At 68.7% G+C, this 15,910-nt stretch carries 14 protein-coding genes and 2 pseudogenes; 10 read left to right on the plus strand and 6 right to left on the minus strand.

The genetic code is table 11. From position 1 onward, the window contains the following. The first annotated feature begins 201 nt into the window (after positions 1-201). The 4 genes from AC1DU6_RS01730 (at position 202) to AC1DU6_RS01745 (ending at position 5,344) form a co-directional block, all read left to right on the plus strand. Positions 202-2,325, plus strand: a complete 2,124-nt coding sequence (locus AC1DU6_RS01730; protein WP_477855937.1) for an alpha-glucuronidase family glycosyl hydrolase — start codon at positions 202-204, stop codon at positions 2,323-2,325. A gap of 58 nt (positions 2,326-2,383) precedes the next feature. Continuing rightward, a complete protein-coding gene (locus tag AC1DU6_RS01735; RefSeq protein WP_056204784.1) occupies positions 2,384-3,466 on the plus strand; it encodes a LacI family DNA-binding transcriptional regulator in 1,083 nt (360 codons plus the stop codon). An 82-nt stretch (positions 3,467-3,548) separates the two neighbouring features. Next, positions 3,549-4,382 carry an NAD-dependent epimerase/dehydratase family protein gene (locus tag AC1DU6_RS01740; RefSeq protein ID WP_477855938.1) on the plus strand — a complete coding sequence of 278 codons (834 nt, stop codon included), beginning with the start codon at positions 3,549-3,551 and terminating at the stop codon, positions 4,380-4,382. Then, a complete protein-coding gene (locus tag AC1DU6_RS01745; RefSeq protein ID WP_477855939.1) occupies positions 4,379-5,344 on the plus strand; it encodes an SMP-30/gluconolactonase/LRE family protein in 966 nt (321 codons plus the stop codon). The genes AC1DU6_RS01740 and AC1DU6_RS01745 overlap by 4 nt, the downstream gene beginning before the upstream one ends. Before the next feature lie 98 nt (positions 5,345-5,442). On the opposite strand, the pseudogene AC1DU6_RS01750 reads toward AC1DU6_RS01745, so the two are convergent. Continuing rightward, positions 5,443-5,931: pseudogene (locus AC1DU6_RS01750) on the minus strand (FxDxF family PEP-CTERM protein); the annotation flags it as partial. A gap of 113 nt (positions 5,932-6,044) precedes the next feature. Further along, positions 6,045-6,437 (minus strand): GFA family protein, encoded by a 393-nt coding sequence (locus AC1DU6_RS01755; RefSeq protein WP_162247874.1) that lies wholly within the window; start codon positions 6,435-6,437, stop codon positions 6,045-6,047. Between the two features lie 180 nt (positions 6,438-6,617). Here AC1DU6_RS01755 and AC1DU6_RS01760 point away from each other — a divergent pair, with 180 nt between their 5' ends. The 3 genes from AC1DU6_RS01760 (at position 6,618) to AC1DU6_RS01770 (ending at position 8,928) form a co-directional block, all read left to right on the plus strand. Beyond that, a complete protein-coding gene (locus AC1DU6_RS01760; RefSeq protein WP_457352369.1) occupies positions 6,618-7,115 on the plus strand; it encodes an EVE domain-containing protein in 498 nt (165 codons plus the stop codon). Between the two features lie 9 nt (positions 7,116-7,124). Further along, complete coding sequence (locus AC1DU6_RS01765; protein WP_477855940.1) at positions 7,125-7,811, plus strand: GNAT family N-acetyltransferase; 687 nt, start codon at positions 7,125-7,127, stop codon at positions 7,809-7,811. A gap of 97 nt (positions 7,812-7,908) precedes the next feature. Beyond that, on the plus strand, positions 7,909-8,928 hold the full coding sequence (locus AC1DU6_RS01770) for a hypothetical protein (protein ID WP_457323089.1): 1,020 nt from the start codon (positions 7,909-7,911) through the stop codon (positions 8,926-8,928). Positions 8,929-8,943: 15 nt separating this feature from the next. Here AC1DU6_RS01770 and AC1DU6_RS01775 read toward each other — a convergent pair whose 3' ends face one another. Further along, positions 8,944-9,558, minus strand: a complete 615-nt coding sequence (locus AC1DU6_RS01775) for an ECF-type sigma factor (protein ID WP_477855941.1) — start codon at positions 9,556-9,558, stop codon at positions 8,944-8,946. A 385-nt stretch (positions 9,559-9,943) separates the two neighbouring features. Here AC1DU6_RS01775 and AC1DU6_RS01780 point away from each other — a divergent pair, with 385 nt between their 5' ends. From AC1DU6_RS01780 to AC1DU6_RS01790, 3 genes are all read left to right on the plus strand, one after another. After that, positions 9,944-11,308: a hypothetical protein gene (locus AC1DU6_RS01780; protein ID WP_477855942.1), complete on the plus strand. Its 1,365-nt coding sequence runs from the start codon at positions 9,944-9,946 to the stop codon at positions 11,306-11,308. A gap of 84 nt (positions 11,309-11,392) precedes the next feature. Further along, positions 11,393-14,068 (plus strand): serine/threonine-protein kinase, encoded by a 2,676-nt coding sequence (locus AC1DU6_RS01785; protein ID WP_457323092.1) that lies wholly within the window; start codon positions 11,393-11,395, stop codon positions 14,066-14,068. Between the two features lie 162 nt (positions 14,069-14,230). After that, positions 14,231-14,389 (plus strand): DUF3309 family protein, encoded by a 159-nt coding sequence (locus AC1DU6_RS01790; RefSeq protein ID WP_457323093.1) that lies wholly within the window; start codon positions 14,231-14,233, stop codon positions 14,387-14,389. Between the two features lie 22 nt (positions 14,390-14,411). On the opposite strand, the gene AC1DU6_RS01795 is transcribed toward AC1DU6_RS01790, so the two are convergent. The 3 genes and pseudogenes from AC1DU6_RS01795 to AC1DU6_RS01805 all read right to left on the minus strand — a co-directional run. Then, the gene (locus AC1DU6_RS01795) at positions 14,412-14,630 is read right to left on the minus strand and encodes a type II toxin-antitoxin system antitoxin (RefSeq protein ID WP_457323094.1); all 219 of its coding nucleotides are present in this window, start codon (positions 14,628-14,630) and stop codon (positions 14,412-14,414) included. A gap of 12 nt (positions 14,631-14,642) precedes the next feature. Next, entirely contained in the window at positions 14,643-15,536 is an 894-nt protein-coding gene (locus AC1DU6_RS01800; RefSeq protein WP_457323095.1) for an SPFH domain-containing protein, read from the minus strand. Positions 15,537-15,617: 81 nt separating this feature from the next. After that, positions 15,618-15,910, minus strand: a pseudogene (locus AC1DU6_RS01805) (dihydroxy-acid dehydratase); the annotation flags it as partial.

Below are 15,910 nucleotides of genomic sequence, written 5' to 3' on the forward strand. Positions count from 1 at the left end.
CGAGGGCGTCGGGGCAGGTGGCGGGAGCCGGTAGGGCGGGATGAGAATTCAATGCGGTCTCCGTCTTGAGCGGCGTCCTTCCGACACCGCTTGCTATGGACTCAAATGTAGCGCTACCATTTTGCATTGCGCAAGCGAGAAATCTCTAACATTCCCGCGATTCCGGGGTTGCGACCCCGGTCGGCCCATACAGGAGACCTGATGAAGACATGGGCCCGAGGCCTGGCCGGCTTGCTGCTGGCGGCCGCGCTGCAACCCGCATGGAGTGCGGTGGAGGATGGCTTCGAACTGTGGCAGCGCTACCGCGCATTGCCAGCCGTGACTCAAAGCGAGGTGCTGACGCGGGCCCGCAGCATCCTCCCTGCCGAGCCGATGTCACCAACGCTGCAGGCCGCCGTTGCGGAATTGAAGCGCGGCGTGGCGGGCCTGACGGGGCGGGAGCCGGCCGTGTCGGCCCAGCTGGCGGACGGTGCTCTGCTGCTGGTCACGCCGGCCAGCGCGCCGGCCGGGCTGAACTTGCCTTGGGCCGAGCTGGGCCGCGAGGGCTATCTGCTGCGCAGCCTGAAGCTCCAAGGCCGGGCCGTGACCTTGATCGCGGCCAACGCCGACATCGGCCTGCTCTACGGCAGCTTCGCCTGGCTGCGCGCGGCGCAAACGGGCACCGACCTGGGCAAGCTGGACCTGCGGTCCGCGCCCAAGGTCGGCTTGCGCCTGCTCAACCACTGGGACAACCTGGACCGCACGGTCGAGCGCGGCTATGCGGGGGCGTCGATCTGGGACTGGTGGAAGCTGCCCGACATCCGCGATGCGCGCTACGTCGACTACGCCCGCGCGAATGCGTCGCTGGGCATCAACGGCACGGTGCTGAACAACGTCAATGCCAAGGCCGATTCCTTGACCGCGCCCTTCCTCGCCAAGGCGGCGGCGCTGGCCGATGTGTTCAGGCCGTATGGCATCCGCGTCTACCTGTCGGCACGCTTCTCGGCGCCCGTCGAACTGGGCGGGCTGAAGACTGCAGACCCGCTGGACCCGGCCGTGCGCGCCTGGTGGCAGGCCAAGGCCGACGAGATCTACCGGCGCATCCCCGACTTCGGTGGTTTTCTCGTCAAGGCCAATTCCGAGGGTCAGCCGGGTCCGCAGGACTATGGCCGCCACCATGCCGACGGCGCCAACATGCTGGCCGAGGCATTGGCGCCGCACGGCGGCATCGTCATGTGGCGGGCTTTCGTCTACGCGCCGGACGCGGGTGACCGCGCGAAGCAGGGCTATGCGGAGTTTCAGCCGCTGGACGGCCGCTTTGCGCCCAACGTCATCGTGCAGGTCAAGAACGGCGCCATCGACTTCCAGCCGCGCGAGCCCTTCCATCCGCTGTTCGGCGCCATGCCGAAGACGCCGCTGGCGCTGGAGCTGCAGATCACCAAGGAATACCTCGGCTTCTCGACGCACCTGGTCTATCTCGGCCCGCTGTTCGAGGAGGTGCTGCGCACCGACACCTTGCGGCCGTCAGGCGTGACGGTTGCCGGGCAGCTGACGGCGATGGCAGGAGTGGCCAACATCGGCACCGATCGCAACTGGTGCGGCTCCCACTTTGACTGCGCCAACTGGTATGCCTTCGGCCGGCTGGCCTGGGACGCTGACCTACGCGCGTCCGACGTCGCCCGCGAATGGGTCATGCAGACCTTCACGGCCAAGCCCGGGGCCGTCGACAGCATCGTTTCAATCATGACGGCTTCGCGCGAGGCGGTGGTCGACTACATGACGCCTCTGGGCCTGCACCATCTGATGGGCACGGGCCACCACCATGGCCCGGCGCCCTGGGTTGACAACCTGGAGCGGGCCGACTGGAACCCGGTCTACTTCCACCGCGCTGGCCGTGACGGCATCGGTTTCGACCGCTCGCCGCGCGGTAGCAACGCGACGGCCCAGTACGCGCCCGGCTGGGCCGCCCGCCTGGCACGGCCGGAGACGACGCCCGAGGAGTGGCTGCTCTGGTTCCACCACCTGCCCTGGGATTACCGGCTGGCGTCTGGCCGCACGCTGTGGGCCGAATTGGTAGCGCGCTACGACCGTGGCGTCGCGAGCGTCGTCGACATGCGCGCGCGCTGGGCCACGCTGCAAGCCGACATCGACCCCGTCCGCCATGCCGACGTCACCGCCTACCTGGCAGTGCAGGAGATCGAGGCTCGCTGGTGGCGGGATGCCTGCCTCGCCTATTTCCAGTCCGCCTCGGGGTTGCCGCTGCCGGCTGGCGTGCGCCCTCCCGAGCGCCCGCTGAACGACTACAAAGCGCAGCGCTTCAACTTCGCGCCGGGGCGCGGCGGCTGAGAGTCCCCAAGCCAAATATGATTGCGCAAACAAACCCACCACCATCCGAGGGACCCTTTTGAAGCCAACCGCTCGCTCCGGGCGCAGCCCCAAGGTCGCGACCATCGCCGATGTCGCCGCGCTGGCCGGGGTGTCGCCGATGACGGTGTCGCGGGTCATCAACGGGGAGCAGAACGTGCGCCCGGGCACGCGTGAGAAGGTGCAGGCCGCCGTCGCCGAGCTGAATTACCTGCCCAACCAGGCCGCGCGCCACCTGGCCGGCTCCGAGCCCATCCGCATCGGCATGCTCTACATCGATCCGACGGCCGGCTATCTCAATGAATTCCTCATCGGCCTGCTGAACAAGGCCAGCCTGCGCCATGTGCAGCTGGTCGTGCAGCGTTGCGAGGCCGCGCGCGAGGGCGAGGAGAAGCCGGTGGCCGAGATGATCGCCAACGGCATCGACGGCCTCATCCTGCCGCCGCCCTTCTGCGATTCCCAGCCCTTGCTGAAGCTCGTGGCCGAGACCGACACGCCGGCCGTGGTCGTGTCCAGCGGCGTGCCGCCCGAAGCCGTCTGCGCCGTCGGCATCGACGACTACCAGGCCGCCTACGAGATGACGCGGCACCTGCTGAACCTGGGCCACCACCGCATGGGCTTCATCATCGGCGACCCCTACCAGAGCAGCAGCGCCCGCCGCCTGGCCGGCTTCCATGCGGCGATGGCCGACGCCGGCCTCAACATCGAGGAGGAGGAGGTCGTCGCCCAGGGCATGTTCACCTACCGCTCGGGCCTGGACGCGGCCGAGTTCCTGCTTTCGCAGGAGCGCCGGCCGACGGCTATCTTCGCCAGCAACGACGACATGGCCGCAGCCACGGTCGCCATCGCCCATCGCATGGGCCTGGACGTGCCCAGCGACCTGACGGTCGTCGGCTTCGACGATGCGCCGCTGGCCACGACCATCTGGCCCGAACTGACCACCGTGCGCCAGCCCATCATGGAGATGGCCGGTGCCGCGGTGGACCTGCTGGTGCGTCACATCCGCGCGCGCCGCACCGGAGTGCCTCTGCCCTGCGAGCATGAGCTCATGGATTTCGCGCTGGTCCGACGCCAGTCCGACGCGGCGCCGCGGCTGCGCCCGCCCTTGCGCATCGGCGCATGAGTGAGCCGCTCGTCTAAGCCCAAAGCGGGCCGGCTTGGGAGAGGCCCGCGCTCTGCCCGCAATCCACACGCATCGCCCTGAAATGAACCCTCTCTCCGCCCCGCGCTTCAAGCGCCTGCTGCTGACCGGCGCCGCCGGCAACCTCGGCCGCGTGCTGCGGCCGCGCATGAAGCATTACTGCGACGTGCTGCGGCTGTCGGACCTCGCACCCATGGACCCCGCCGGCGAGGGCGAGGAAGTCGTGCAGGCGCCGCTCGAAGATCTGGCTGCCATGCAGTCACTGCTGAAGGATGTCGACGCCGTGCTGCACTTCGGCGGCGTGTCCATCGAGAAACCCTTCGACGTGGTGCTGCCGGCCAATATCGTCGGCGCCTACAACGTCTACGAGTCGGCCCGCCAGCGCGGCGTGAAGCGCATCATCTTCGCCAGCTCCAACCACGTGACCGGCTTCTACAGCCAGGGCGAGACGTTGACGCCAAGGGCCGCGCCGCGGCCGGACAGCTACTACGGGTTGTCCAAGGCTTTTGGCGAGGACCTGGCCCAGTTCTATTTCGACCGCCACGGCCTGGAGACGGTGTCGGTGCGCATAGGTTCCAGCTGGCCCGTGCCGACGGACCGCCGCATGCTGTCGAGCTGGTTGAGCTTTGACGACCTGGAGCGCCTCCTCGTCGCCGCACTGAGCGCGCCGGTCGTCGGCCACAGCATCATCTACGGCATGAGCGACAACCGCTCGACCTGGTGGGACAACAGCGCGTCCAACCACATCGGCTTCAAGCCCCAGGACAGCTCCGAGCCCTGGCGCGCCGAGGTCGAGGCGGCCCAGCCCTATGTCGACCCGAGCCGGCCCGAGGTGCGCTGCCAGGGCGGCCAGTTCGTCATCCTCGGCCCCTTCGAGAAGGCGCAGGCAGACCAATGAAGATCCCCTTCGCGCCCAACGCCCGCCGGCCCGACCCGGCCATCGAGGTGCTGGACGACGCCTTCCTGCCGCTGCGCCTCTTCCCTGCGGGCGTCGAGCAACTGGCCACCGGCCTGGCCTGGGCCGAGGGGCCGGTCTGGTTTGGCGACGGGCGCTACCTGCTCGTCTCCGACATCCCCAACAACCGCATCCTGCGCTGGGACGAGACCACCGGCGCCATCAGCGAGTTCCGCAACCCCAGCAACAACGCCAACGGTCACGTGCGCGACCGCCAGGGGCGCCTCGTCAGCTGCGAACACCTGACGCGGCGCATCACGCGCACCGAGTACGACGGCCGCATCACRGTGCTGGCGGATCGCCATCAAGGCAAGCGGCTGAATTCGCCCAACGACATCACCTGCCATCCGGGCGACGRCAGCCTGTGGTTCAGCGACCCGCTGTTCGGCATCGCCAGCGACTTCGAGGGCGAGAAGGCCGAATCCGAATTGACGCCGGCCGTCTACCGCATCGACGGCGTGACCGGCGAGCTGACACTGCAGATCGACGATCTCAAGGGCCCGAATGGGCTGGCCTTCAGTCCTGACGGCAAGACCCTCTACGTCATCGAAAGCCGCGCCCAGCCGCATCGGTTGATCTGGGCCTATGACGTGGATGGCGTGTCCTTGAGCAACAAGCGGCTGCTGATCGACCCGGGGTGCCCAGGTGCCTTCGACGGCATGGCCGTCGATGTGCAAGGCAATCTCTGGTGTGGCTTTGGCAGTGACGGCAGCGCGGATGCGGATGCGGCGGTGCTGGACGGTGTGCGCGTCTACGGCCCCATGGGCAAGCCGCTGGCCCATATCCACCTGCCCGAGCGCTGCGCCAATCTCTGCTTTGGCGGCGCCAAGGGCAACCGCCTCTTCATGGCGAGCACGCATTCGCTGTATGCGCTGTACGTGAACACGCGCGGCGCAGTCGCTTGACGGCACGGCCGCCCCACGAAAAAAGCCCTGGCGTTTGAGGCCAGGGCTTTGGGGAACTTCGGCGGATCACTGCGGAAGTGACCCAGAAATCAAATCAATTACAGATCGCGACGACGGCGCGAAGCAACAAAACCCATGACGCCCAGGCCTGCTGCCAGCATGGCGTAGGTTTCAGGTTCCGGCACCGGCATCGCGGTGGCCGAAGCCGAAATCGCGTAGGCCGACGGCGCCTGGTTAGCCAACGCGAACACGTTGAAGTAATAGTTGCCGGCGCTCAGGTTCGTGAAATGCCCGGTCGACGTGGACGTGAAGGCAAAGCCGGTGATGACGGTGTCGTCAGTGCCGCCCACGACGTGATCGGCGCCGGTGCTGACGATGCTGTAGAAGGCCGGCGACAGGCTGCCGAAGATCGTCGTCACATTGCTCTGCACGCTCGAAGCCGACGCCAGCGAGAACGTGAAGGTGTCGTTCACCAGGCTCGGCACGACAGCGACGTTGCCGCTGTTGACCGTGATTGCGCCCAGCGTGCCGGTGCCCAACACGAAGGGGGTGGCCTGCGCCGCAAGGCTGCCCAGGGACAGCACAGAGGCCAAGGCAAGAGACTTCAACATAGTTACTTACTCCCAAAGAAAGACCTGGACGAATTAGCAAGCATCGTGCCATCAGAGAAAACCCTGCTGTGGCGGTGATTTGCTTGCGGTCAGCTTTCTGGGTGTAAAGAACGCCGACACCAACGGGCCTTGTCATCGAGAAAGTAGTCCTCGCCCGGCGGCTCGATGGGCTCGCCCTCAAAGAGCCCCGCAGGGAACCCGTAAGCCCTTGGCAGCCGCGCGTCCGCGGTGAAGACATGCGATCCGCATGTCTTGCAGAACGAGCGCTGCAGGTTGGGCGTGGGACAGAACACCGACAGCCCCTCGGGGTTGTTCACGACGACCTGATCGCGCGGCGCTGTGATCCACGTGGTGAATGCCGCACCGCTCAGGCGCCGGCATTCGCCGCAGTGGCAGTTGTCCGGGCGGCGCAAAGGCGATGGGACCGTGACGGAGACGGCGCCACAGTAGCAGGAGCCGCGGGCGGCGAGAGGCGGGGTCATCGGCTTCAAGGCAAGGGGAGGAGCCAGAACTATGCCCGTTGCCGCGTTGCTGAACTCCGTTGCCCGCTCGCGATCGGCGTGGGCAGGACTCACCGGCTGGCGGGGTGCCTTCTGCTGACAAGCCGTTGTCGCGACGTCCCGCCATCATGGCGATTCCCAACTTGCGCACGAGGCGCTCCGATGAAAAACGCCACCCTGTGGGAGGAATCGGCACAGGCCGGCATGGCCGCGCCGCGCGGCAACTGGATTGCCGTGGCCAGCGCCACCCACGCACGCCGAGGCTGCGCGGAACGCGGCGCAGGCTATATGCAGGTGTGCCATGGCAAGGTCGCGCCGTTGCGGCGCGTGAGGCCCGGTGACCGCGTGGCCTACTACGCGCCCACGGTCACCATGGGCGGCAGCGACAAGCTGCAGGCCTTTGTGTCGCTCGGGCTGGTCAGGCCCGGCGAGCCCTACGCCTTTGACATGGGTGGCGGCTTCGTCCCCTTCCGCAAGGACGTGGACTATGTGCCCGCACGCGAAGCGCCCATCGCCCCGCTGATCGACCGCTTCGAGTTCGTGCAGGACCGCGCGCGCTGGGGCTATTCGTTCCGTTTCGGACTGTTTGCCGTCAGCGACCATGACATGAGGCTGATTGCCGATGCCATGGCCGCCGATGCAGATGCCCTTCATTTCTGAACTGCACAGATGATCCCTTCATCCATCAACTCCGAGGGTGACCGCAACGCCGGCGCGCTTGACCCCGCAGTCGCTGCTCGTGCCTGGGCCTGCGGCTGGGCGATTTCGCGACGCACGCCAGCGCCGGTCAGGCGCTCCGGCTGCTTTCAGATTTCGGTCRGAAAGCCCGGGCAGACGACACGCTATGTTCTTCCCGCCCTTGATCGACATCTCCTCCAAGAACTTGTCACCGAGACCGGCCCCGGCAGCTGGCTGAAGATCTGCGCACCACGTGAAAGCGTGTCTCCCTTGCTCTCCCATCATTGGCAGTTTCACGAACCCGAGTTTCTGATGAGCACCGATCTCAGGGGCGGCGACACCACCGCCCCTGAGGGCTATCGCATACAGACCGACAAGGTGGGAGAGGTCGCGTTTGCCAGGCTGATCGCAGGTTCAGGAGAAATCGCGGCCGGCGGCCAGGTGGCGATCGAGGGTCCGTTCGCCACCTTCGATCAAATCGTCACGGCCGAGGCCCACAGGAGGAAGGGGCTGGGGCGACGCGTCATGACCATCTTGTCAAGCATCGCGCTCGATCTGGAGGCAAGGCAAGGCGTGTTGGTGGCCACGGAGTCGGGCGCCGCTCTGTACAAGGCGATGGGTTGGTCCCTGGTCTCGCCGGTCACGGCGGCGTCGTATCCAACCGCGCAGGCGGGCTGACGGGTGGTGGGGATGAGCCTTTTCACCTGACCGTCTTGCGTACCAGGTTGTCCCCTTCGACGAACCGAAGGTTTCAGCCCTGCCACGAAAGACCGCCATGTGCCGACTGCTCGCCCCGCTGCTCCTTGCCACGCTCACCCTCCTGGCTGGCGTGCCGCCAGCCGCCGCGCAAGCTGCTGCGCCGACGGTCTCCGTCGGCAGCGACAACGGCGCGGCCATCAAGGGTGCGCGCCGTGTTGCCATCGACCAGTTCGGGATCGAATTCGTCACCACGCTGAAGGCGAGCGGCAGCGGCGGGGGCAACAGCACCTCGGTGCAGGCCGAGCTGCGCGGCGTGCCGGATGCGGCGATGCAGGCGCTGACCGACCGCGTCTACCGCGACACCGTCGAGGCACTGACCGCTGCCGGCTTTGAAGTCGTCGGCATGGACACGATTCGCGCGCGCCCCGAGTACGCCGAAGTCGAGGCCCGCATGGGCAAGCCGGCGCCCTATGTCATCGACGACACGGGCGCCGTCTCCAAGATCTTCGCGCCCACCGGCATGCCGGCCTTCTTCCAGACGGCGGGAGGCCGCGGCACGCTGAGCGACCGCATCACCGCGCTGGATGGCGCCAACGGTGCAAAGGCCAGCGCGGTGGCGCAGGCGCTCGACCTGCATTTCGTGCGCCTGCACTTCTTCGCGAGCTTCGGCACCGCCTCCGGCAGCAAGGGCTTCCTGGCCAATATCGCGCGTCGCTCACAGTCCTCCATCGAGGCCGGCCCGGTGCTCTACCCCAACGAGACCCAGCTGCAGATCGTGTCGCAGGAGGGGCAGCGCATCTTCCGCACGACGTCGCGCAGCGGCGTCAACGGCGCCTTCTACGTCGACCGCCTGGTTCAGGGCGCTGCCGAAGGCTTCGCGCTCGTTGACACCACCACCGACGAGTCGCGCAAGTCAGACAACACGAGCAACGCGCTGTCGATGGGCCTGGCGCTGCTGACCGGTGGCCGCTCGCGTGGCACCAGCAATGCGACTGCCGCGGTCACGCTCGACGAGGCCACCTTCGAGCGGGCCTACCTGCCGATGATCGGCAGCGCGCGGGATGCGCTGGTGCAGCGACTGAAAAGCGCCAGGTGAACCGCCGCCAACGCGTCAGGCCAGCGGCGCGGCGCCCAGTTCGCGGCGCAGCCAGGCCCGTGCCAGCGCCCAGTCGCGCTTGACGGTGGCGAGCGACAGATCGAGCGCCTGCGCGATCTCGTCGTTTTCGAGCCCGCCGAAGAACTTCAGCTCCACCACCTTGGCCGCGCGCGGGTCGACGGCTTCGAGGGCCAGGATGGCCTCGTGCACGGCCACCACGTCGGGTTCGGCCTGCGCGCCGATTTCCGGTGTGCCGGTGATCGACAGCGACACCAGCTGCGCCTCGCGCTTCTCGGTGCGTTTGGCCAGCGCGTGGTTCACCAGGATGCGCCGCATCATGGTCGAGGCCACCGACAGGAAATGCGCGCGGTTGGACCATTGCGTGCGCGTCTGCTCGGCCATGCGGAACCAGGCCTCGTGCGTGAGCACCGTCGGGCTCAGCGTGTGCGCGTTCGCCTCGCGGCCCATGTGGGCGCGCGCGATGCGGTGCAGCTCGCCGTAGAGCAGCTCGAAGAGCTGGTTCGATGCGCCGGCCGCATCCGTGTCGAGCCGGCGCAGCCACTCGGTGACATCGGCGGCGGCGGGGTTCGAAGCGGACAGGGCAGTCATAGCGGTCATGGCGCCGCGCATTTTGCGCGCGGCGCCGCGACATGCCTGCGAAGGATTGCTCGGTTCATGCGTGCCTGTTTTCAAGCCCGATGAGCCTTTTGGCCGCGCCACGCTGCGTACCCCGGCATGCCCCTCGAATCGGCGAGGGGTGCCACCCCTCCCACCGGACTCCACCATGACATCGACCCCTTGCCCAACTCCCCACGGCCTGCGTGGCCTCGTGATCGCGGCGGCTACCGTGGCCGTTGCCACCTTGGCCGGCTGCGGGGGTGGCGGCACCACGGCGCCCGCAGTACCGGCTCCTGCACCGGTCGCAACAGCGCCTGCGCCCGTCCCCGCGCCTGCACCCGCCCCTGCGCCCGCGCCTGCGCCTGCCCCGGCGGTTGTCAAGGCCACATTGACCGGCGTGGCTGCGAGCGGCGCGCCCGTCGTTGGCGGCACGGTCACGGCCACCTGTACCAGCGGGCCGGCCACGGTCTCGCTGCCGACCAGCGCCACCGGCACCTGGACCGTCGACGTGCCGGCCAACACGCTGCCCTGCGCACTGCAGGTGTCGGGTGGCACGGTGGGCGGCGTGCCGAATGCGCTTTCGCTGCACAGCATTGCCGTGGCCGCCGGGCGCGTGAACATCACCACCCTCACCGACCTGACGATTGCGCGCGCTGCCGGCATGCCGCCCRCGACCTGGTTTGCGGGCCTGGCCGCCGCACCGGCGGGCACCCGGCTCGACACCGCCGGAGCGCTCACCCAGCTGATTGCCACCCTCACGGCCGGCAGCTACGTGCTGCCCACCGGGCCATTCGACCCCTTCACCGTCGTGTTCGACGCCAAGCCGGGCGATTCCACGGACGCGCTGCTGGACAGCGTCATGGCCGCCGCACTCGCCAGCCACAAGACCTACATCGACCTGATCGCCGACTTCAGCGCCGCAACCAATGGCATCTACCGCTTGCCGCCCGCGCTGACGGGCACCGATCCCACGCCACCGGCGCCGCACGCCATCGTGCTCACGCCCAAGGGGCAGGCGATGGCCGCAGACGTCGCGCCGGCCATCGGTACCTGGCAGGGCCAGCTCGGGCGCGTCTTCACGCCGGGCCAGGCGACACAGGAGACCACCTCGTGCAGCATCGCCGTGGCCAAGGACGGCATGCTGACCGTCTCGGCCGGTGGACGCAGCCTGCAGGCCGCCGTCAACGGCGACGTGGGCGACCTCATCCTCAATGTCGTCAGCCTCACGCGGGTCCAGGCCAGCGATGTGCCGAACGACCGCTACGCCCAGCTCACCCTCGTCAAGGGTGTGATGGCGCAAGGCGTGGCGCGCCAGGGCGGCACCGGCTTCACCACGGCCACGGACCGGGTGGAGTGCTGGCTGAGCAACCCCAACCCGACCAGCGCAGGCGGCGCCAACGTCGCGACGCTGAACGGCGCCACCGCGGCCGACATGTCGGCAGCACTCGTCGGCCACTACACGAGCAGCAGCTGCACGCTGGACGTGTCGAGCAGCGGCGTCTTCCACCTGGTGAGCGGCAATGTTGACTTGACGACCCGCCTCGCCGGCGACGAGGACGACGTCATCGTCACCTTTGGCGAGAGCGTGGCGGTGCAGGCGCAGGACTACTTCACCGCCGGTGAACAAACCTGGGTGACGCTGGCCTACCAGCCGGCCAACGCGGCGCTGAACGTGCCGGCGTCGTACAGCGCCGACGCCAGCCACCGCATGCCGCGACCGGTCAAGTCGCTTGCGCAGTGCAGCGGCCTCGTCAAGCAGTGATGGCACGGGGGGCGGTTCCCCCGCTCCCCCGCATGCCGGTGCGTCACTACAGTCGCGTCGCCACCGCCCACCCCGAGCCCGCCGATGACCACCCCCACCCCCACGCCCGCCGACTGGGCCGCCCTGCGAAGCCTCTTCGATGAGGCGGTGGCGCTGCCCGCGGCCGAGCGTGCGGCGCATGTCGACGCGCTGCCCGTGAGCGCCGCGATGAAGGCCGAGCTGCACTCGCTGCTCGCCCATCACGCCGACCACACCGACGGCGATCCGCTGCTGTCGCGGCCCATCGCCGAGAGCGTGGCCGCCAGCCTGTCCCGCGACGGTGAGCGCTTCGGCGCCTGGGCCGTCGTGCGCAGCATCGGCAGCGGCGGCATGGGCGAGGTGTACGAGGCGCGCCGCGCTGACGGCAGCTTCGAGGGCCGCGCGGCCATCAAGGTGATCAAGCGCGGCATGGACAGCGACGCCGTGCTGCAGCGCTTTGCGCAGGAGCGCCAGGCGTTGGCGCGGCTGCATCACCCGCACATCGCCCAGCTCTTCGACGCCGGTCTCAGCGCCGACGGGCTGCCCTATTTCGTCATGGAGTTCATCGATGGCCTGCCCATCGACGAAGCCGCGCAAACGCGGTCCATCGACGAGCGCCTTGCGCTCTTCCTGCAATTGGCCGACGCCGTCGCGCACGCGCACCGCAACCTGCTCGTGCATCGCGACCTCAAGCCCGGCAACGTGCTCGTCACGCACGACGGGCAGGTCAAGCTGCTCGACTTCGGCATCGCCAAGGCGCTCGACCCGACCGAGGCGCAAGGCAGCGACAGCACCCTTGGCGCCGTCCGCCCCTTCACGCCCAACTACGCCAGCCCCGAGCAGGTGCGCGCCGAGCCGGTGGGCACGGGTACCGATGTCTACTCGCTGGGCGTCCTGCTCTACCAATTGCTGACTGGCCAGCGTCCTTACGGCCGCAACGCGCGCGGCCCCGCCGAGGCCGCGCGCGCGGTGCTCGACGAAGCGCCGACCCGCCCCTCGCAACTGAGCAGCCCCGACGCTGCGGCGCCCGATGCCCAGGCCTGGCTGATCACCCGGCAGCGCCTCAAGGGCGATCTCGACAACATCCTGCTCAAGGCGCTGGAGAAGGACGTGGGCCGCCGCTATGCCAGCGTCGAGCAGTTCGCCGCCGACCTGCGCGCCACGCTTGCGGGCTACCCGGTCAGCGCCCGCGCGCCCAGCCGCGGCTACTTGTTGTCCAAGTTCGTGCGGCGCAACCGCCTGCCGGTGACCCTGGGTCTGGGCGTTCTGCTGGCCCTGGCCGGGGGCCTGGCTGCGGCATCCTGGCAGGCACACGTGGCCGGCCAAGCGCGCGCCGCGGCCGAGTTGCGGCTGACGGCGGTCAAGGGCATCACGGCCGACCTGGTGTTCCGCTTCGGCGATGCGATCGCCTACCTGCCCGGCGGCAGCAAGGCCCAGGATGCGCTGCTGGCACAGACCCTCGCCGCGCTCGACCCCCTGGTGCAGGGCGAGCAGCCCGATGGCGACCTGCAGGCGCTCAGCGCCGCCATCCTCGCCCGCCGCGCCGAGTTGTTGGGCAATGACACCACCGGCACGGCCGAACTCGGTGCCCAGACCGACGCGATGGCCCAGCGCGCCGTCGAGCTGGGCGAGCGCCTGTGGGCCAGCCAGCATCACGACTGGCGTTTTGCGCAGTGGCATGCCCGCGCGCTGCAGGTGCAGTCGGTTCGGCTGCGCAACACCGGCCAGCGCGAGCGTGCGGTGGCCAACAGCCGGCTCATCCTCCAGCGCCTCGAACAGGCACGCCCGTTTGCCAGGGACGACGTGCTGGGCCGCGCAGCCCTGGGCGTGGAGCTGGCCAACACCACCCTGAGCCTCGGCCAGACGCTGAGCGCGGCAGGCCAGCTTGACGAAGCCCTGGCCCTGTACGCCAAGGCCGAGCCGGTCTACCGCGAGCTGCTGGCCGACACCGCCATGCATGCCGAGAGCGACCGCCACGCCGCACCCGGCGAGATGAAGACCGAGGTCTACCTCCGCCACCAGCTCGGCGTCGCTCTGGCATCCCGCGCGCTGACGCTGCTGCGCCTGGACCGGCTCGACGACGCGCTGGCCCAGCTGCAGGCCGCGATGCCGTTGCGCCGCGCCAATGTCGAGGCCGAGCCCGCCAACATCGCCTGGCACGATGGCCTGCTGCAAGAGGCCAATACCCTGTCGCTTGTGCAACTGCGCCGTGGCGAATGGGCCGCAGCGCTCGAGGCCTCGACCCTGGCCTGGACCGAGAACGAGCGCCTGGCCCGGCAGGAGGGCCCGCAGAGCAAATGGGTCCAGTTGCCGCGGACGCTGGCCGCCCAGCATGGTCTCGCGCTCTGGCGCAATGGCCAGCCCGTCCAGGCGCTGGCGGTGGTCGAGCAGGGCCTGGCCGCGTGGAAAGCGTCGCCCGGCACCGCGCCCAATCCCGCGGCCGACCTGCGCTGGAGTGCCTTGCAAGCGGTGTACGGCGCCCTGCTGGCCGAGCTTCACAAGCCCGGCGCGCAAGCGCAACTGCGTGAGGCCCTGGCCCGGCTGCAGCCGCTGTTCGATGACCCCAGCCTGGGTCGCCCGGCGCGGCTGGCCTGGGCCGAGGCGGCCACCTGGCTGGTGGCACTGAAGCCGGTGGATGGCGAGGCGCTGCGCCGGCAGGCGCTGGGCGCGCTGGCGGCTGCGGCCAGCGTGACGCCGCTGGCGGCCGACCATGCCGCGTTGAAGGGCCGGCTGGAGATCTGAGCGCACGGCGGGACGGGGGCGCAAGTGCTGAGCCGGCATCGAGCTAGCCGGTTGCGCGGTCAAGTCCTACACCTGGGGGTCGGCCTTGCGAGGAGAGTCGGCACAGGTTCAAGGCGCTTCAGCGCCGTTGAATCGTGAGCCCCAACTACCAAGGAGACCGCAATGAGTCTAGGTGCCATTCTGCTCGTCGTGCTGATCCTTCTTCTGCTCGGCGCCATCCCGGCGTGGCCCCATAGCCGCGGCTGGGGCTATGGGCCAACGGGAGGGATCGGCCTGGTTTTGCTGATCGTGCTCGTGCTGCTCTTGATGGGTCGGATATAGCCGTCTCGACACATGAGCGCGTCTACCCCTCGCCGGTGTCGCCCGGCTCGTTGGGTGGCCGCCCTCGCCGGGGCGCCGGGCTGGCGGCCGGCTTGATGCCGCGCCGCGCCAGCGCCTCGCGCAGCAGCACTTCGACCTGCGCATTGGCCGAGCGCAGCTCCTGGGCTGCCAAGCGTTCGATTTGTGCCCACAGCGCCGGGTCCACCCGTAACGCGAAGGCCTTCTTGTCGGGGCTGGCCATGCCGCGGCGCGCTCAGGCGTACAGCGTGCCGGCGTTGATGATGGGTTGGGCGTCCTTGTCCGAACACAGCACGACGAGCAGGTTGGACACCATGGCCGCCTTGCGCTCGTCGTCCAGCACGACGATCTCGCGCTCCGACAGCCCGCGCAACGCCTCCTCCACCATCGTCACCGCGCCCTGCACGATCTTCTTGCGTGCGCTGATGATGGCCTCGGCCTGTTGGCGGCGCAGCATCACCTGGGCGATTTCCGGGGCGTAGGCGAGGTGGGTGATCTTGGCTTCCAGCACCGCCACGCCGGCCTGGGCGCAGCGCTCCTGCAGTTCGGCGACCAGCGCCTTGACGACCTCGTCCTGGCCGGCGCGCAGCGTCGTTTCGTCGGGGTCCAGGTCCTCGCCGTCGTCGTAGGCGAACTGCGTGGCCAGATGGCGGATGGCCGTCTCGGCCTGCACGCCCACGTAGGTTTCGAACTTGTCCACCTCGAAGACGGCGCGCGCCGTGTCCTGCACGCGCCAGACGATGGCAGCGCTGATTTCGATCGGGTTGCCGCGCTTGTCGTTGACCTTGATGTGCGGCGCGTTCAGATTGCGCGCGCGCAGCGAGATGCGCTCCCGCATCGCGAACGGGTTGGCCCAGCGAAGGCCTTCATGGCGGTCGGTGCCGACATAGCGGCCGAACAGCGTCAGGATCCGCGCCTCGTTGGGCTCCTGCATGTAGATCCCGATCAGCATGAGCAAACTGGCCGCGAAGAGGAGCACGGTCAGCACCATCAGCGCCAGGTTGCCTATGGACCACACGAACAGCGCCGCCGCCGCTGCCGCCCCGCCCAGGCTGCAGGCAATGGGCACGAAGCCGCTGAACGCGCGAGCCGGCAGTTCGAGACGAGAGAGCTGTTCGAGGACGGGCATGGCGATACCTCAGGAAAAGGAGATATCACTTTAATTCACTTTGCCCGGCGTGACCACACAGGGCCTGTTAAATAACAGGTCCTAGTGGTTGTGCCGCGGTGGCGTGTCGATCACGCCGCGATACGGCACGGCGAGTTCCAGGCAGGCGCCGGTCGACAGCTGCCCCACCGTTGAGCGATAGATCTCCTGCCACGGTGTCTGGCTCGGCGGTACCGCAGGTGGCGCATCTTCAGCGCGGCGGCGCGCCAGCTCCTCATCACTGAGCAGCGCGTCGCAGCGGCCCGCGATCAGGTCGACGCGGATGACGTCGCCCGTGCGCAGCCAGGCCAGCCCACCGCCGATGGTGCTCTCGGGCGAGGCGTGCACGATGGAGG

Source organism: Roseateles sp. P5_B10, from assembly GCF_056400485.1.